Origin of the sequence: Citrobacter sp. Cpo065 (assembly GCF_030332805.1) — a bacterium.
Classification (GTDB): Bacteria; Pseudomonadota; Gammaproteobacteria; order Enterobacterales; family Enterobacteriaceae; genus Citrobacter; species Citrobacter portucalensis.
Map to the genome: position 1 here is coordinate 51,372 of NZ_JAOWHC010000034.1, position 17,872 is coordinate 69,243.

A 17,872-nucleotide genomic window follows, 5' to 3' on the forward strand; every position below is an offset into this window, starting at 1 on the left:
AGCCTGAAGTGAAGAAAGACCTGAGAATTTTTCAGCCAGGCGAGTGGGCGGATGGAGACATCATTACGGCTATCGATGCGAGTCAGACAGAGACACCGCGCAGACCACAGTTGAATGTCGGCATTCTTCTGTGGCCGGAATTTCCTCTGCTGGCGCTGGCGGGATTAACCGATGCGTTACGTCATGCGGCGGATATGGGGGATGATAGCCAGAAAATTCGCTGCTCCTGGCGTCTGATGAGCGCTACACCAGACCGACCTGTTCTAAGCAGTTCAGGAATGGCGATGATGCCGGATAGCGCATTCGTTGCACCGGAACAATTTGATTATGTGGTGGTGATTGGCGGCTTGCTGCGCAGTATGGCGAAAGCCGATCGGGCCGCGCGACGTTACCTGCATCTTGCGCATCAGCTCAACATTCCGCTGGTAGGTATCTGCACGGGCAGCTTTGTTCTGGCGCAAGAAGGTTTCCTCAATGGGCTGATGGCGGCGATTCATCCCTGGCATCTGAATGATTTTAAAACGCAATTTCCTCAGCTGGCTGCCCGTAGCGGGGTCGATTTTGTTGAGGAAAAAGGGATTCTGACATGTCCGGGGGGCATTTCGACGATAGGGCTGGCAACAGAGCTTATTCGCCGCCACTGTGGTCCCGACAGGGCGACAAAAGCCATCTTCCAGATGTCCGTCCCCAACCGCATAGACAGCACGTCAGTGGCGGTCTCCAGAGCGATAGGTTTTACCCACGTGAGCGACAGTCGGTTACGCAAAGCGGTCTTTTTAATTGAGCAAGGACTGGTAAAGCCCATTTCGACCCGCTGGCTGGCCGCTGAAGTCAACCTGAGCCCGCGACAGCTTACCCGGTTGTTTAACGCCGAGTTCGCCCAGTCGCCAGGAGAGTTTATCCGACGAGCGCGTTTGCGCTATGCCCACTGGCTGCTAATGAATTCTGGAGAGAGCGTCACGGAGATTGCGCTGCGTCTGGGATTTAGCGACTGTGCGCACTTTATTCGTTTGTTTAGTCGGGAGTTTGGCTGTACGCCTGGAGATTGTCGCAGTACGCGACATCAGAATTCATAAAAAATGCTGCCCCGACTTGGGGCAGCATTGGCAGATTAGCGAACGTTGGCGCAGGTCAGGCAAAACGCATAGCGGTTTTGCGGATCGTTAAACGCGGCCAGCTTATCGCTCTCCGCTTTAACCGTACTCGCCGCAGAAGCGAGCGGCGCCGGGAGCATCGCCTGGATAGCTTCAGGCAGCATGGCACGAACGGAACCGGACATGCTGTTCATCACCATATCAACGAATGTCGGTTCGTCCTGATAATACTCAATGTGCCATTGCTTCAGTTTGGCCAGCTCAGCCGCTTTCGCCACGGCGTCATCAAAATCACCCAGACTGTCTACCAGACCGTTGGCTTTCGCATCCTGGCCGGTCCAGACGTGGCCCTGCGCGATTTTGTCAATCTGCTCAGGCGTTGTCTTACGCGCATCTGCGACCAGCGTGATAAAGCGCTTATAGCCGTTCTCGATGCTCAGTTGCATCATTTGCTGCACTTCAGGTGGTAACGCTTTGGTGATGGAGATATCCGCCAGTGGGGATGTCGCCACGCCGTCGGTGTGTACACCAATGGAATCCAGACTGTTTTCCACAGTGTTGATCACGCCAAAGATCCCGATTGAACCGGTCAGCGTGCTGGGGTTCGCCACAATGTAGCTTGCTGGGGTGGAGATCCAGTACCCGCCGGATGCCGCCATGCCGCCCATGGACACGACAACCGGCTTGCCTGCTGCTTTTGCCGCAGCCAGCTCAGCGCGAATGACTTCGGAAGCGCTGACGCTGCCGCCAGGGCTGTTCACGCGCAGCACAATTGCTTTCACTTTCGGATCAAGACGCGCTTCGCGGATCTGCGCGGCAGTCGTGTCACCGCCCACATTCCCAGGGGTTTCTTCACCGTCCATAATTGCGCCATTCGCGAAGACGACGCCAATGCTGTCCCCAGTATCCGCTGGCGTTTTCAGCGAGTAATCGTAATAGCTGACGGCGCGATAATTTTTATCCGCTTTGCTCCAGCCAAACTGTTTAGTCAGCATTTTTTCGACTTCAGCGCTGGAAGCGAGTGCATCCACCAGTTTGTTGTCGAGCGCATATTTCGCGGTATCACCATCGACTTTTGTCAAACCGTCCAGCATGGCCTGTGCGCCCGGGAACACCTGCTGAGCAGGGATCTGGCGGTTGGCAGCGACCGTGTCGAGATAGTTCTGCCACAGCTCGCCGATCCAGCGGCTGTCGGCCTCGCGCGCGGCAGGAGACATATCATCACGAATGAACGGTTCTACGGCAGACTTATAAGTCCCGACACGGAACACGTGCGTGGAAACTTTCAGCTTGTCGAGCAGGGACTTGTAGTACAAACCGTTGGTGGCAAAGCCGTGCAGATCAACGGAACCCTGCGGAGAGAGATAAATTTTATTGGCGAAACTGGCGAGGTAGTACTGCCCCTGGCTGAAGTTATCGCCCACGGCAAAGACCGGTTTGCCGCTGTCGCGGAATTCCCGCAGCGCTTTACCGATATACTGCATGGAAGGCTGGTCGGCCCCGGCAAAATTTTTCAGATCCATCACTATGCCAGTGATGTTGCGATCATCTTTTGCCTGGCGAATAGTATTCACGATATCGAACAGGGAGTTTTCCTGCAGACGATCGGAACTGGCGCCAAACAGCTGACGACCAATAACGCTTAAGCGACTGGTGCTCGAAGGCTTATCGACAATCACCCCCGAGATATCCAGCAGCAGTGCGCCTCGCTCAGCGTGTTCACTGGTATTGCTGCTGCTGACCTGCATCCAGATGCCCACGCCCACCAGCACCAAGAAGATGAAGAACAGGTTAAGCACAAATTCACGGACGAAATTGAGTAATCGCCATGTCCATTTAAAAAATCCGGCAATAAATCGCCACAGGGTTCGCATGTATTCTCCCTACCGATTAACAACACGCCACCCCGAAATTCCGGAGAAAGGCGATAAGATGAGGCTATCGTAATGACCCGACAGGCACTTGTCAGCAGGAATCACCGCCTGTGCTGTAACAAAATCCGCTCACGTGTTAATTTTGTGAACAAATCTCATTGTTGGAGTTAAGAAAATGGATGCACTCGAATTACTGATTACCCGTCGTAGCGCCTCTCGTCTCGTCGAGCCAGCCCCGACAGGAGAGCAGCTGCAAAACATTCTGCGTGCGGGAATGCGCGCGCCAGACCACAAAACGCTGCAACCGTGGCAATTCTTTGTCATTGAGGGCGAAGGGCGTGAGCGTTTTAGCGCGGTGCTTGAAAAAGGGGCGATTGCCGCAGGCAGTGACGAGAAAGCCCAGGAAAAAGCGCTCAGCGCACCGTTTCGCGCGCCGTTGATTATTACCGTGGTGGCGAAATGTGAAGAAAACGACAAGGTTCCTCTGTGGGAACAAGAAATGTCTGCCGGTTGTGCGGTGATGGCTATGCAGATGGCCGCAATTGCCCAGGGCTTTGGCGGTATCTGGCGCAGTGGTGCATTAACCGAAAGTGCGGTCGTTCGCGAAGCATTCGACTGTCGCCCGCAAGATAAAATCGTCGGTTTCCTCTATCTGGGCACACCGCAGCTAAAAGCATCCACGACGATTAACCTTGCCGATCCGAGCGCATTCGTCCGTTATTTCTGATATCAACGGCAAAACTGTCTGGATTCTGAGCAAAGACACCCGAATTCAGACAGTCACTCTTACCACATCAAGGAATGAGCGCTACCATATCCGGATTGCAATGACAGGAGATGTCCATGAGCGAGCAAGCTATTCGTTTAACGCAATACAGCCACGGAGCCGGTTGCGGTTGTAAAATTTCCCCAAAAGTGCTGGAAACCATTCTGCACAGCGAGCAGGCGAAGTTTGTTGATCCGAACTTACTGGTGGGTAATGAAACCCGCGACGACGCGGCCGTATACGATCTGGGAAACGGCACCAGCGTTATCAGCACCACCGATTTCTTTATGCCGATTGTCGATAATCCGTTTGATTTTGGACGCATCGCCGCGACTAACGCCATCAGCGATATTTTCGCCATGGGCGGCAAACCGATTATGGCAATTGCTATTCTGGGCTGGCCGCTGGATAAGCTGGCACCGGAAATCGCCCGCGAAGTCACCGAAGGCGGACGCTTTGCCTGCCGTCAGGCGGGTATTGCGCTGGCGGGCGGCCACTCTATTGATGCCCCAGAGCCTATCTTCGGCCTTGCGGTAACCGGCGTTGTGCCGACCGAACGCGTGAAGAAAAACAGCACCGCTGAGGCAGGGTGTAAGTTGTTCCTGACCAAGCCTCTGGGCATAGGTGTTCTGACAACCGCAGAGAAAAAATCACTGCTTAAGGAAGAACATAAAGGACTGGCGACAGAAGTGATGTGCCGGATGAACATTGCCGGTGCGGCATTCGCCGATATTGACGGCGTGAAAGCCATGACCGATGTTACCGGTTTTGGTCTGCTGGGGCATCTGAGTGAGATGTGCCAGGGCGCAGGCGTTCAGGCACAGATCGTCTACCAGGATATTCCTAAGCTGCCTGGCGTTGAAGAATACATCGCGCAGGGCGCGGTGCCGGGTGGTACCCAACGTAACTTTGCCAGCTACGGACACCTGATGGGTGAAATGCCGCAATCGGTACGCGATCTGCTGTGCGATCCGCAAACTTCAGGTGGTCTACTGCTGGCGGTAACGCCGGAAGCTGAAGCCGAAGTGAAAGCGGCAGCGGCGCAGTTCGGTATCGATCTCACCGCCATTGGTGAGTTAGTGGAAGCTCGTGGCGGTCGCGCCATGGTTGAGATTCGTTAACTCGATGCGGTTGTTTATTGCCGAAAAACCAAGTCTGGCGCGTGCTATCGCCGATGTGCTGCCGAAGCCGCATCGCAAAGGCGATGGTTTTATTGAATGCGGAAATGGACAAGTGGTGACCTGGTGTATTGGTCACCTGCTTGAACAGGCGCAGCCGGATGCCTACGACAGTCGTTATGCTCGCTGGAGTCTCGTCGATCTGCCGATTGTCCCTGAAAAGTGGCAACTGCAACCGCGTCCCTCGGTGACCAAACAGCTCAATGTCATTAAGCGCTTTTTGCATGAAGCCAGCGAAGTTATTCACGCCGGTGACCCCGATCGTGAAGGGCAACTGCTGGTGGATGAAGTGCTGGATTACCTGCAACTGGCACCTGAAAAGCGCCAGAAGGTGCAGCGTTGCCTGATTAACGACCTCAACCCGCAGGCCGTTGAGCGGGCTATTGAGCGGTTGCGCGCCAACAGTGAGTTTATCCCGCTGTGCGTGTCGGCACTGGCGCGAGCGCGTGCGGACTGGTTGTACGGTATCAATATGACGCGCGCTTACACCATTCTTGGACGTAACGCGGGCTATCAGGGCGTACTTTCGGTCGGGCGCGTACAAACGCCGGTGCTCGGGCTGGTTGTGCGTCGCGATGAAGAGATAGAGAACTTCGTCGCCAAAGACTTCTTCGAAGTGAAAGCGCATATCGTAACGCCCGCCGATGAGCGGTTTACCGCTATCTGGCAGCCGAGCGAAGCGTGTGAGCCGTATCAGGATGAAGAAGGGCGCTTGCTGAATCGCACGCTGGCTGAACACGTGGTGAACCGCATTAACGGTCAACCGGCGATAGTCACCAGCTATAACGATAAACGGGAATCAGAATCCGCGCCGTTGCCGTTCTCGCTGTCGGCGTTGCAGATTGAAGCGGCGAAGCGCTTCGGTTTAAGTGCGCAAAACGTTCTGGATATCTGCCAGAAGCTGTATGAAACCCATAAGTTGATTACCTATCCGCGTTCGGATAGCCGTTATCTGCCGGAAGAACACTTTGCCGGACGTCACGCGGTACTGAACGCGATTAGCGTCCATGCGCCGGATCTGCTCCCGCAGCCGGCGGTCAATCCCGATACGCGAAATCGCTGTTGGGACGACAAAAAAGTGGATGCGCACCACGCCATCATTCCTACCGCGCGCAGTTCGTCCATCAACCTGAATGACAACGAAGCGAAAATTTACAACCTGATTGCCCGTCAGTATCTGATGCAATTTTGCGCAGATGCGGTATTCAGGAAGTGCGTCATTGAGCTGGACATCGCCAAAGGCAAGTTTGTCGCCAAAGCGCGTTTTCTGGCGGAAGCCGGATGGCGCACGCTGCTCGGCAACAAAGAGCGCGACGAAGATAATGACGGGACGCCGCTGCCGGTGGTGGCAAAAGATGACGAACTGCTGTGCGAAAAAGGCGAAGTAGTTGAACGTCAGACCCAGCCCCCGCGGCACTTTACTGATGCAACTCTGCTGTCAGCGATGACCGGGATTGCGCGATTCGTGCAGGATAAAGATCTGAAAAAGATCCTGCGCGCAACGGATGGTTTAGGTACGGAAGCGACGCGCGCCGGAATTATCGAGCTGCTGTTTAAGCGCGGGTTCCTGGTGAAAAAAGGACGTTATATCCATTCGACTGACGCGGGAAAAGCGCTGTTCCACTCGCTGCCAGAAATGGCGACGCGCCCGGACATGACGGCGCACTGGGAATCTATCCTGACCCAAATCAGCGAAAAGCAGTGTCGCTATCAGGATTTCATGCAGCCGCTGGTGGGAACGCTGTATCAGCTTATCGATCAGGCGCGCAGCACACCGGTACGACGCTTTCGTGGAATTGCTGCACCTGGCGGTAGTGGTAGCGATAAGAAAAAAAGCGCGCCGCGTAAACGTCCGGCGAAAAAAAGCCCGCCATCTGAAGAGGCGGGTCTGTAAGTTTGCAGGCCTGATAAGCATAGCGCATCAGGCTTAGCCGGATGCGGCACCCGTGCCTAATCCGGCCTACTGGCCTGCAGAGACAATATTAAATCACGCCCTGACCCAGCATCGCGTCGGCAACCTTCACGAAGCCCGCGATGTTGGCGCCACGTACGTAGTTGGTCTGCTTGCTTTCGCCGCCGTATTCAACGCAGGCATGGTGAATATCCAGCATGATGTGGTGCAGGCGCGCATCCACTTTCTCCGCTTTCCAGCCCAGACGAGCGGCGTTTTGCGCCATTTCCAGACCGGATGTCGCTACGCCACCGGCGTTGGCGGCTTTACCCGGTGCGAACAGTACGCCCGCTTCGAGGAACAGATCGGTGGCCTCGATAGTGGTCGGCATGTTTGCCCCTTCGGCGACAGCTTTCACGCCGTTGGCGATCAGTACGCGCGCTGCATCGACATCCAGTTCATTCTGAGTGGCGCACGGCAGGGCGATATCGACCGGAACCGACCACGGCTGTTTGCCTTCCAGATAGGTCAGGCCAAACTCACGGGCGTAATCCGCCACGCGACCGTCACGGCTGTCTTTGATCGCGCACAGACGCGCCAGTTTTTCTTTGGTAAATCCGCTTTCGTCAACTACGGTACCGCTGGAATCGGAGGCGGTAACTACTCGCGCGCCAAACTCCATGGCTTTCTCTATGGCGAATTGCGCTACGTTGCCGGAGCCAGAAACCGCCACGCGCATGCCTTCAAAGCCCAGACCATGGCGTTTGAGCATTGCTTCGGTGAAGTACACCAGACCGTAGCCGGTGGCTTCCGGGCGGATCAGGCTGCCGCCAAAAGAGAGACCTTTACCGGTAAAGACGCAGGCGCTGTTGTTGGACAGTTTTTTCATCATCCCGGCCATAAAGCCGACTTCACGACCACCCACGCCGATATCGCCCGCCGGGACGTCGGTATCAGGACCTAAATGGCGGAACAGTTCGGTCATCAGTGCCTGGCAGAAACGCATGATTTCGCCTTCGCTTTTACCTTTCGGATCGAAATCGCTCCCGCCTTTACCACCGCCCATTGGCAGCGTGGTGAGGGCGTTCTTAAACGTCTGCTCGAAACCCAGGAATTTCAGGATCGACAGGTTCACGGAAGGGTGGAAACGCATACCGCCTTTGTACGGGCCAATGGCAGAGCTAAACTGTACGCGCCACGCGCGGTTGACCTGCACCTGATTGCGATCGTCCAGCCAAACTACGCGGAACTGGATTACGCGCTCCGGTTCAACCAGACGTTCCAGCAACGACATCTGACGATAACGCGGGTTCTGCTCAAGAAAGGGCCACAGCGTCGTCATTACCTCACGAACGGCTTGCGCGAACTCGGTTTGATTCGGGTCGCGCTTTTGCACATGGTTGAGAAATGACTCCAGAGAACATGTCTGATCCATAGATATAAGAACCTCTTATGTATTGATATGGTTATATTTTTGATATTTATGTTATGTGTTGTGCAGTTTTTGACTATACCATCAGCAGTGTGACGTGACGCAAGAAAAAATTAACCCCGCTAAGTAAATTAATATTGCGCCGTGGGTCATAACCAAAAGCGATGATGGAAGGGACTAAAGTTTCTGCCGATTTATACCGTTATACTGAGCATAAATGTCAGTTACAAAGGAAAGACAATGCGCCGTTTAATCATGGCAGGAGCGTTGGTACTGGTGTCCTGCGCGACGCTGGCAAATCAGCTTTATCGCCCGGATGTGCAGGTGAATGTACCGCCGGAAGTGTTCAGTTCCAGCGGTCAGCGGGCTCAGCCCTGTAGCCAGTGCTGTATTTATCAGGATCAAAACTACTCTGAAGGGGCGGTGATTAAAGCCGATGGCGTTCTGTTGCAGTGCCAGCGCGATGATAAAACGATCAGCACGAATCCGCTGGTCTGGCGGCGTGTAAAAGGATAAACGTCTCTAACAACGGGATATCGGCGGGTGCCAGCGGATAACGCAGCGCCTCTTCGGGTGAGCACCAGACGATATCCTGATGTTCATGCGCTCTAAGTTCCCCTTGATACGAAGGCACATGCCAGGCATGCAGGTGAATCAATCGGCCTGAAACCTCGCGCTGATGACTGGCAATGTAGCGCCCCACGACTGCCTCAATACCCAACTCTTCACGCAGTTCGCGGATCAGCGCCTCGGGCTGACTTTCGCCCGGATCAACCTTACCGCCGGCAAACTCCCACATGCCTGACTGATCCGCATGCAGCGGACGCTGAGCCAGTAAAATTTTGCCATCACGTTCAATGATAGCGGCAACCACGTCGAGGGTTTTCATCATATTCATCAAGATCTAACAGCAGAAAATGACATACTATCGTTATCTTTGTTTTATCTAAAGTATTCAGGAGCCACCGTTGAACGAACCTCAGTCGTGGGTAAAGCCGTTAACGCGTATCCCTTCCAGTTTAAAACCGCTCGTTGCCACGCAGAAAAAACATTATGGCGATGTGCTGCATCCAACGCGCTGGTGGGGGCGGATGCCGTTTCTGTTCTGGCTGGTGGCGCTGTTTGTCGGGTTTCTGGAGCGTAAAAAGGCGCGCTTAACGCCGGTGATGCGCGCGCTGTTGATGACCCGCGTTTCTCAGGTCTGCCACTGCGCTTTCTGTGTTGATGCGAATAGTTTACGGCTGGCAGAACGCTGTGGCGCGCTGGATAAAGTCATGCAGGTTGCCACCTGGCAAGATTCGACGCTGTTCAGTGCAGAAGAGCGCGTAGCGCTGGCCTATGCCGATGCGGTTACCGCAACGCCTCCACAGGTTGACGATGCGCTGAAAGTGCAGATGAAGCAGCATTTTACCGATGATGCCATTACGGAAATGACCGCGCTGATTGCGTTTCAAAATCTCTCGGCGCGTTTTAATGCCGCTCTCGATATTCCCTCGCAGGGACTGTGCGACAGTTTTAAAGGACGCCCGCATGCTTGACCGCCATCTTCATCCACGATTAAAACCGCTGTTGCATCGGTGCGTAGGTATTATCGATAAACCGGCGATTACCCCGGACGGACTTACGCTGGTAGGATTTGCCATTGGCGTGCTGGCGTTGCCATTTCTGGCGTTAGGCTGGTATCTGGCGGCGCTGGTGGCCATTGTGCTCAATCGGTTGTTTGACGGACTGGATGGGGCGCTGGCACGGCGCAGAGGGCTATCCGACGCGGGGGGATTTCTCGATATCTCGCTCGATTTTTTATTTTACGCCCTTGTGCCGTTTGGTTTTATTCTTGCCGCTCCGGCGCAGAATGCGCTGGCAGGCAGTTGGCTGTTGTTCGCGTTTATTGGCACCGGTAGCAGCTTTCTGGCCTTCGCCGCACTGGCAGCGAAACATCAGATTGATAACCCCGGTTACGCACATAAATCGTTTTATTATCTGGGCGGGCTGACCGAAGGAACTGAGACAATTTTGCTGTTTGTGTTGGGGTGTCTGTTCCCTGACTATTTTGCCGTGCTGGCGTGGGTCTTTGGCGCGCTGTGCTGGATGACAACGTTCACCCGGATCTGGAGCGGATATCTGACGCTGAAAACCGTTCAGCGTCAGGCGTAAGGTAATGCGTTGCCGGATGCGCTTCGCTTATCCGGCCTACAACGATGATATATCCAGGCTGGGTAAAGCGTTCTCGCCGCATCCGGCAATAATGCCAGTCTTACTTGCTAGCGTCCGGACCCCGTTCACCGCTGGTGACCGGGTTTTTCGGATTGCTGCTCCACTCGTACCAGCCACCATCGTAAACAGAGACGTTTTTCCAGCCCATCGCGCGGGCATACATAAACGTTTCTGAAGCACGCCAGCCGGTACCGCAATAGAAAGCGACCTGTTGATTCGGCAGGATATTCCATTGCTTCCACATGGCGGCGATGTCATCCGCGCTGCGCATGGTGCCATCCGGGTTATGGAAATCTTCCATGTGGGTGGAGTCGCTGCCCGCGTGGCCCCAACGCGCGCCTGCGATCTCACCTTTTGGCTTAATGTAGCTGTAACCGCTGGTGGTACCGACAAATTCCGGCCATGAACGAATGCTCACCAAAGATGCATCCTGGCGATGCAGCAGACCGCGAGCCTGTTCCGTATCGAGCATCAGTTGCGGCTGGGCAGGGATTTTCACGCCGAAATCAGGCTCTGGTTTCACCGTTGGCGGAGTGCCGCGTTCGACCGGTAAACCTGAGTCGGACCAGGTTTGCCAACCGCCATCGAGCAGACGAACGTCTTTCACGCCTGCGTACAGCATAATTTGCGCCACGCGAGCGGCGGCATAGACATCGCGGCCGTATAAAATTACCGTGGTGTCGTGGCGGATACCGTGTTTCGCCAGCATCGCTTTAAGCTGCTCGTCGGAAACTTTATTCCACAGCGGTTCGCTTTCAACTTCATTGGTATCAATGTAACCCGCGCCGGGGATGTGGCTGAGCAGATACAGCTTCGGCGCGCCCCAGGCGGCTTCAATCACTTTCCAGTCACCCGCTGGTTTGGCAGTCACGTCTTTACCCTGCTGAAGATTGTGCAGCCACTGTGGGTAAACCAACTGTTCGAAGTGCGGCAGACGTTGCAGACGCGCAGGATCTGTCAGCGCATCGCTGAGGGTTGAAATCTGGTTAAAGCCAACTTTTTGCAGACGGGATTTAACGGCCTGCATGTCGTTATCACTGCCATATAGCGCCACCGGAGCGTCGGTCTTAAGTTGATGTGACTTAACCCAGGCGCTGAGTTGTTCATCATTCATCTTGTCGAGCCAGGCGGCAGACAGGTTCAGTGCGGAAGGTTCGTGTCCTGAAGGACCATTGAGCGATTGTGGCCAGCCGTTGTAAAAAGCGCTCTGACGGGTATCGATCGCCGCGCCTTGCTTTTGCTGTAACTGGTTGAGGGTGAGCGTCTGTGCTGTTTCAGCAGCCCAGGAAGAAGCGCAAGCGAGCCCTAAAGCCAGTGCCAGCGCGGTCATTTGAGAAACACGTTTCATCGAATAGCCCGACGTTGAAAAAAAGAAGACGACATTCTGTGCCGCCAGTTACGTAAAAACCTTGCGTTAACGCAGCGTATCGCCACATTCACGCCCAGTTTTCCATCTGAAATACGCGGCCTGCAGGCGGGACATCCTGCGCATCATGCGTGACTTGTACCACCGGGATCCCCAGCTTACGCACCTCGGTGAAGACCCATTGGCGAAAGTTATCGCGTAGCGACGCATCCAGCCTGCTAAAGGGTTCATCAAGTAACAGCGCCTGGGGCTGAGCCAGTAGTGCGCGGAGCAGGGCGACACGCGAGCGTTGTCCGCCGGAGAGTGACGCCGGATCGCGCGAATAAAAACCTGCCAGGTCAGCGCGTGCGAGAGCGCATTCAATCTCATGGCGTCTGGCGGGACCTTGCAGGCTGGCGGGTAAGGCCAGCAGTAAATTCTGCCCAACGCTGAAATGGTCAAACAGCAGCGCATCCTGGAACAAAATGCCAATCTGGCGCTGCGCGGTAGGTAACGTATCGATGCGTCGTTCATTAAGCCACAGTTCGCCTGAGGCCTGAAACTGGGGAGACAACCCCCCGATCATCCATGAAAACAGCGAAGATTTCCCGCTGCCGGAAGGCCCCATAATTGTGACAATGTCACTTTTGTTAACCTGAAAATTAACGTCTTTCACCAGCGCTTTCACGCCCTGGTACAACGAAACGCCTCGTACGGTAAGCATTAGCGGAGTCCTTGTCGAAAGCGGCCGATCCACGTGGCGAGAAAGGCTGCAAGTGCGAAAACGAGCAGTGGTAGAAGCAGCTGCCACAACGCTTGTGTTGCCAGAATCGCACTGCTACCGCCGCTGCTTAATGCCACCGCTTCGGTGGTTAACGTGGGATAGCGGCCGGCACCTAGCCACAGCGTTGGCATATACTGGGCGATACTAACCGAGAAGCCAACCGCGAAGGCAATCAATGCCGGGCGCGCCAGCTGTGGGCATTTCACCAGCCAGAATATCCGCCCCCGCGTCCAGCCCAGGGTTTGTGCAATCAAAATTAATCGTGGGTCAATGCGCTGCCACGCCGGTTTAAGCACAAATAGCATCCAGGGCATCACCCACAGCAGATGGCCCCAGATAATGGTCGTCATCAGTCCATCTTGTTCGGCATATAACGCCAGCAGGTATTGTCCGGTTACCAGCGGTAGCGCAGGCAAAATGAGCGGTAGCCAGACCCAGCGGTGTCCGGTTTGTGGACCCCATTCCAGCCAGGCAAAAAGTATCAGAAGCGCCAGCACGCTGGAAAGGAGCCCCAGTTGCAGGCTGTTGCTGAGCGCCTCGCTGTTTAGCGAGGAATAGCTGGCGATAAGCGCCAGTACCAGCGCGCATACCACACCGCTGACGGGCAAAATCTGTACCAGCGGGCGTGCGATTGTCATAGATGAAAAATGCTGGCGTTCACCGTTTACTGCCGGAATAGTATGTCGCCAGGCACGCCAGAGCAGATAACCCACCAGCGCGATAACAAGGAGCAACAGCACCAGCAACAGACTGGCAAGTGCGCCTTTCGCCTGCTGTTCGACGTCGCCCTGACTGAGCCACTGCCAGCTCAATACGGCAAGCGTTGGCGGATTGCCGGGGCCAAGAACGATTGCCACATCAACAACGGAGAGTGACCAGGCAACAATCGCCAGCATAGCTTTACCTAATGCCGGGCCGATAGCGGGCAGAACCAGCCAGTTCAGGCATTGCAGTCGGCTGTAACCCAGCGAATCCAATACGATAACCTGCTGAGAAAGTTGTTTTTCACTCAGCAGGGCCGAGAGAATCCATAACAAAAAAGCGCTCTCTTTCACCGCCAGCGTTACGCCAAGTCCAATGCCGTAGCGGTCCGGCTGTGGGCTGAGGAACGGGAACCATTGCCAAAGTATGCCGCCTTCAGCAAAAATCAACAGCACGCTGGTGGCGAAGGCAACGTGCGGAATTGCCAGCAGCCACGGAAGACGCGTATACAGACGTACCCAGCCTGTGCCGGGCCACAAGGCGAGGATCGCCAGCAGCGCGATGGTCAGCGCGCCCCCAGCCGCGAGGCCGACGGAAACCAGCGTTGCCAGTAACGCCTGCGGAAGTTGAGGATCGGCAAAGAGCGCCAGCCAGTGTGTGATACTAAGCGCCGGTGTTATCAGAGACCATGCCGCTGGCGCCAACGGCAGATAAACTGCCGCCATGATGGCCCAGAGTAGCAGAATTAATGCGTACCGTAGCGGCGTAGCCATTCTTGTTCCAGAGCGTTTACCCAGGCTGCATGCGGTTCTGGCAACACGGCAGGGAGCCCCTGAGGGATCCGCGCCAGCAACGCATCACGCTGTTCGTCAGGCAATTTTTGTGGATCAAGCACCGAAGGATCTCCCCAGACAGCCGGGTCAGCTTTGCGCAGTTGCGCTTCAGGAGAAAGCAGGAAGTTTGCCACGACTTTTGCTCCGGCACTGGCGTGGGCATTCGCCGGAATGGCAACAAAGTGCACGTTGCCGAGCATGCCCTGTGAGAAACCAAAACTGTAGCTGCTTTTAGGCAACTCGCCGCTGGCTACTTTTTGCTGCGCGTGGGCAGGGTTAAAGGTCAATGATAAACGCAGGGTGCCGCTATTGAGCAGTGAATCCATTCGTGCTGGCGTGGGCGGAAAATCTTTGCCTTCACGCCAAAGTACAGGATGCAAGGTATCAAGATACTGCCACAATGGCGCGGTAACTTCAGCGAATGTCGCCGCATCTGGCGCAACTTTCAATGCCTGTGGTTTGGTGGTGAGCGAAATTAGCAACTGCTCAAGAAAAGCCGTTCCGGTAAAGTCTGGCGGGCGTGGATAGGTCACTGTGCCAGGGTGCGCCTGCGCAAATTCAAGAAGTGCCTGCGGAGATAACGGCGGCTGCGCGGTGAGATCGCGCCGGGCAATAAAGGTGAGTTGGGCACCGCCCCACGGTGATTCAGCCCCCTCTGTTGGAACGGAGAAATCTTCGGTCACCGGTTTTTGTGTATCAACATAGCGCCAGTTAGGCAGCGTTTGCGCCCACTGGGTTTGCAGCAGCCCGGCTTCTTTTAGCGTACGGAAGTTTTCGCCGTTAACCCACAGTAAATCGACAGAGCCGCCGGTTTTTCGCCCGGATGCCGCTTCCGTCTGGATGCGTTTTACGGCATCGGCGGCGTCTGCCAGGCGCACGATTTTCAGGTTAATGTTGTAGTGCGTTTTCATCTCGCCGCTAACCCAGTCGAGATACTGGTTAACTGCATTGTCGCCACCCCAGGCGTTGAACCACACCGTTTGACCACGGGCGTCATTTTTGATTTGTTGCCATCTGGCGTCCTGGGCAAACGTCGCCAGCGGGCAGAGCAACAAACTCAGACACAATAAGCAGTAACGCATAATATCTCCATGGCTAAAAATGGGGGAAGGTCTCAGCTTTTTTTCCGTTGGCGATCAAGATAAAGGCTTCTCGCCACCGATATCACCACGCTTAGGGCAAACAGGACAAACAGACCCGTCACAAACCAAAATGTGCCGCCGGTTAACAGGCTTCCCGCCCATGAGTAGATGATAGTGGCGGGTAACTGTCCGATGCCTGTGGCGATGAAAAAATGGCGAAAACGAATTGAGGTCAGGCCTGCCGCGTAGCTTACCGGGTCGAACGGCACAAAAGGTAACAGGCGGCAGACCAGAATAGTGTGCTTACCATAGCGCTCGAAAAAAGCGTCCATATTGTTCAGCACCGTTTTTCCGGTCAGCTTTTCCACCGCACCGCGACCTAAAATGCGGGCAATAAAAAAGCACAGCGCCGCACCTGCCATTGCGCTGCTCCAGGATAGTACGCCGCCCCAAAATGCGCCAAACAGCGAGGCATTGGCAAACGTGATCACAAACGCAGGAAGCGGTGCAACGATGGCCTGTAAGATCATCAGGAAGAACGACACCACCGCCGCCTGGGTTCCATAAGAACGAATAAAGTTCTCAAGAGCATGCTGATCGAGTGTGGTAAATGCTGTCAGGCTGCCGTGGAGAAAATCACTCACGCCAGGTATCCATGCCCATGCCATTAGCCCGAGCAGTAGCAGAGCAATCAAACCCGCCCGGTAATAGCGAGTCAGCCGCGCTTTATTCCGTTTTATCATTTACCCGTACACTCATGGTTGGCTGACGGATCGATGTGCTTATATCGGGCCCAGGCTTTGGCTGCCTGAACGAGGGCGAATAACGCCAGCCCTGCCACGCTGAGCTTACCGATGAATACCAGGGTAATGCCTTCGCTGGCGAGTTCATGCGACATCAGCGTATAGATAAAGATACCGGGTAAGGTGGTAAGTGCCGATATTACGGTAAATGACCAGAACGGAATGGCCGTCAGCCCATAGGCGTAATTTTGAATATTATAGGGGAACAGCGGCACGAGCCGGGTCAGGATTAGAAAGTCTACTCCGCTATGGGCAATGCCTTTTTCGATAGCCTGAAACGTCGCCGTGTGCCCAACGTATTTCAGTAGTAGATCCCGTCCAAGCCAGCGAGCCAGCAAAAACGACAGCGCCGAGGCCACGGTTGCTGCCACTAACGAGATAAGCGTCCCAGCCACGGGGCCAAACAGCACACCGCCGACGATCACCAGGATGCTGCCTGGGATCAGACACAGCGCTGCAACAATAAACAGCAGGATATAAAGCGTATAGCCGAACATACCGCTTTGGCGGATAACGTCTTGTAAATGATGGAAATTGGTTATCAGGTCGGTCAGACCATAATGATGGAAAACTCCCGCCAGAACGCAGAACAGGACCGCGACAATCAGCAGCCGGTATTCTGCTTTATGCGAACTTCTTTTTCATGGGGGTTCTCCTGTAAAACCGAGTGCAATGGAGCATTTTCGTCAGCGAAAAGCGCGCGCGAAGATATAATAAATTCCCGGCCGTAACAATGTATTACCGTCACTTTATTGATTTTGCACAGAATAAACAGACTCTCCAGGCCGGGCCTGGAGAGTAAAAAGACGCAGAAGGTCAGACGCGGAATTTAGCCCATACAGGCGCATGGTCGGACGGTTTTTCCATGCTGCGAATTTCATAGTCGATGCCGGTTTCTTCACAGCGTTCCGCCAGCGGGTTGCTCGCCAGCAGCAGATCGATACGCAGGCCACGGTTATCGTCAAAGCCTTTTGAACGATAGTCGAACCACGAGAACTGGTCATTCTTTTCAGGATTTGCGTGACGGTAAGTATCCACCAGACCCCAGCCCAGCAGGCGTTCCATCCACTCACGCTCCTCCGGCAGGAAGGAACATTTACCGGTACGCAGCCAGCGTTTACGGTTTTCTTCGCCAATGCCGATATCGAGATCGGTTGGGCTAATATTCATATCGCCCATGATCAATACCGGATTGTCGCGTTTCAGCTCTGTCTCCAGATAGTTTTGCAGGTTCTGATAAAACGCGGCTTTGGCCGGGAATTTGGTTTCATGGTCACGGCTTTCGCCCTGCGGGAAATAGCCGTTGATCACCGTGATGCTGCCCAGAGGGGACGGAATTTCTGCCATGATGATCCGACGCTGCGCTTCTTCGTCATCGCCCGGGAAGCCACGACGTACCGCAATTGGCGTTTCTTTCGTTAACAGCGCCACGCCGTAATGACCTTTCTGGCCGTGATAAAAGACGTTGTAACCGAGCTTTGCTACCTCTTCGAGAGGGAACATATCGTCGTGAACTTTTGTCTCCTGTAAGCCAATAACATCCGGTTGGTGTTTTTCGACAATGGCTGCCAGTTGATGGGGACGGGCACGCAGGCCGTTGATATTAAAAGAGACAAATTTCATAGTCGCTGCCACTTTGCAAGATGAATAGTGCAAGGATGTTAGCAGAATTTCTGCAGCCTGACTGCTTCTTGTCACCTGATTCCAACAATGATTGCTAATGGTGTTAACGATGGAGCAAAACTGCACCGTTTTGGCGCGAAGCGCGTCGGAATGGAGCAATAATTTCCGAAAAATTTCGTATACGATCACAATTCCAGAATTATATTTGGCGACTGAATAAAACTGCGTTTTTTCCTCTGTTTAGTCGCCTG

At 54.6% G+C, this 17,872-nt stretch carries 17 protein-coding genes; 7 read left to right on the forward strand and 10 right to left on the reverse strand.

All coding sequences use genetic code 11. From position 1 onward, the window contains the following. The first annotated feature begins 8 nt into the window (after positions 1–8). Positions 9–1,076, forward strand: coding sequence for a GlxA family transcriptional regulator (locus OGY68_RS16375; protein WP_057068367.1), 1,068 nt, complete (start codon positions 9–11; stop codon positions 1,074–1,076). A gap of 35 nt (positions 1,077–1,111) precedes the next feature. Here OGY68_RS16375 and sppA read toward each other — a convergent pair whose 3' ends face one another. Next, positions 1,112–2,968 carry a signal peptide peptidase SppA gene (gene sppA, locus OGY68_RS16380; RefSeq protein ID WP_286617265.1) on the reverse strand — a complete coding sequence of 619 codons (1,857 nt, stop codon included), beginning with the start codon at positions 2,966–2,968 and terminating at the stop codon, positions 1,112–1,114. Positions 2,969–3,143: 175 nt separating this feature from the next. Between sppA and OGY68_RS16385 the strand changes: the two genes are divergently transcribed. The 3 genes from OGY68_RS16385 to topB all read left to right on the forward strand — a co-directional run bounded on the left by OGY68_RS16385 (position 3,144) and on the right by topB (position 6,806). Continuing rightward, entirely contained in the window at positions 3,144–3,695 is a 552-nt protein-coding gene (locus OGY68_RS16385; protein WP_057068365.1) for an NAD(P)H nitroreductase, read from the forward strand. Between the two features lie 116 nt (positions 3,696–3,811). Further along, on the forward strand, positions 3,812–4,855 hold the full coding sequence (selD, locus tag OGY68_RS16390) for a selenide, water dikinase SelD (protein ID WP_003832497.1): 1,044 nt from the start codon (positions 3,812–3,814) through the stop codon (positions 4,853–4,855). 4 nt (positions 4,856–4,859) lie between these two features. Beyond that, positions 4,860–6,806 (forward strand): DNA topoisomerase III, encoded by a 1,947-nt coding sequence (gene topB / locus OGY68_RS16395; protein WP_032934436.1) that lies wholly within the window; start codon positions 4,860–4,862, stop codon positions 6,804–6,806. A gap of 88 nt (positions 6,807–6,894) precedes the next feature. On the opposite strand, the gene gdhA is transcribed toward topB, so the two are convergent. Next, positions 6,895–8,238, reverse strand: coding sequence for an NADP-specific glutamate dehydrogenase (gene gdhA, locus OGY68_RS16400; RefSeq protein ID WP_003832501.1), 1,344 nt, complete (start codon positions 8,236–8,238; stop codon positions 6,895–6,897). 252 nt (positions 8,239–8,490) lie between these two features. Here gdhA and OGY68_RS16405 point away from each other — a divergent pair, with 252 nt between their 5' ends. Further along, positions 8,491–8,751 carry a YnjH family protein gene (locus tag OGY68_RS16405; protein ID WP_171846094.1) on the forward strand — a complete coding sequence of 87 codons (261 nt, stop codon included), beginning with the start codon at positions 8,491–8,493 and terminating at the stop codon, positions 8,749–8,751. Here OGY68_RS16405 and OGY68_RS16410 read toward each other — a convergent pair. After that, on the reverse strand, positions 8,711–9,124 hold the full coding sequence (locus OGY68_RS16410) for a pyrimidine (deoxy)nucleoside triphosphate diphosphatase (RefSeq protein ID WP_286617459.1): 414 nt from the start codon (positions 9,122–9,124) through the stop codon (positions 8,711–8,713). The two genes, OGY68_RS16405 and OGY68_RS16410, sit on opposite strands and share 41 nt — an antisense overlap. A 79-nt stretch (positions 9,125–9,203) precedes the next feature. Between OGY68_RS16410 and OGY68_RS16415 the strand changes: the two genes are divergently transcribed. Both OGY68_RS16415 and OGY68_RS16420 read left to right on the forward strand, forming a co-directional pair. Further along, positions 9,204–9,773, forward strand: a complete 570-nt coding sequence (locus OGY68_RS16415; RefSeq protein WP_020996450.1) for a carboxymuconolactone decarboxylase family protein — start codon at positions 9,204–9,206, stop codon at positions 9,771–9,773. Further along, a complete protein-coding gene (locus OGY68_RS16420) occupies positions 9,766–10,389 on the forward strand; it encodes a CDP-alcohol phosphatidyltransferase family protein (protein ID WP_008784544.1) in 624 nt (207 codons plus the stop codon). Before OGY68_RS16415 ends, OGY68_RS16420 begins: the two co-directional genes overlap by 8 nt. Before the next feature lie 100 nt (positions 10,390–10,489). On the opposite strand, the gene OGY68_RS16425 is transcribed toward OGY68_RS16420, so the two are convergent. From OGY68_RS16425 to xthA, 7 genes are all read right to left on the reverse strand, one after another. Further along, positions 10,490–11,797, reverse strand: a complete 1,308-nt coding sequence (locus OGY68_RS16425) for a sulfurtransferase (protein WP_057068361.1) — start codon at positions 11,795–11,797, stop codon at positions 10,490–10,492. 88 nt (positions 11,798–11,885) lie between these two features. Continuing rightward, positions 11,886–12,518: an ATP-binding cassette domain-containing protein gene (locus OGY68_RS16430; RefSeq protein ID WP_057068359.1), complete on the reverse strand. Its 633-nt coding sequence runs from the start codon at positions 12,516–12,518 to the stop codon at positions 11,886–11,888. Then, positions 12,518–14,053: an ABC transporter permease family protein gene (locus tag OGY68_RS16435; protein ID WP_057068356.1), complete on the reverse strand. Its 1,536-nt coding sequence runs from the start codon at positions 14,051–14,053 to the stop codon at positions 12,518–12,520. The genes OGY68_RS16430 and OGY68_RS16435 overlap by 1 nt, the downstream gene beginning before the upstream one ends. Next, the gene (locus OGY68_RS16440; RefSeq protein WP_057068354.1) at positions 14,026–15,195 is read right to left on the reverse strand and encodes an ABC transporter substrate-binding protein; all 1,170 of its coding nucleotides are present in this window, start codon (positions 15,193–15,195) and stop codon (positions 14,026–14,028) included. Before OGY68_RS16440 ends, OGY68_RS16435 begins: the two co-directional genes overlap by 28 nt. A 32-nt stretch (positions 15,196–15,227) precedes the next feature. Then, positions 15,228–15,938 carry a TVP38/TMEM64 family protein gene (locus tag OGY68_RS16445; RefSeq protein ID WP_057068352.1) on the reverse strand — a complete coding sequence of 237 codons (711 nt, stop codon included), beginning with the start codon at positions 15,936–15,938 and terminating at the stop codon, positions 15,228–15,230. Further along, positions 15,935–16,591 (reverse strand): TVP38/TMEM64 family protein, encoded by a 657-nt coding sequence (locus tag OGY68_RS16450; protein ID WP_170974252.1) that lies wholly within the window; start codon positions 16,589–16,591, stop codon positions 15,935–15,937. The genes OGY68_RS16445 and OGY68_RS16450 overlap by 4 nt, the downstream gene beginning before the upstream one ends. Positions 16,592–16,814: 223 nt before the next feature. Continuing rightward, a complete protein-coding gene (gene xthA, locus OGY68_RS16455) occupies positions 16,815–17,621 on the reverse strand; it encodes an exodeoxyribonuclease III (RefSeq protein WP_003030642.1) in 807 nt (268 codons plus the stop codon). Positions 17,622–17,872 lie beyond the last annotated feature (251 nt).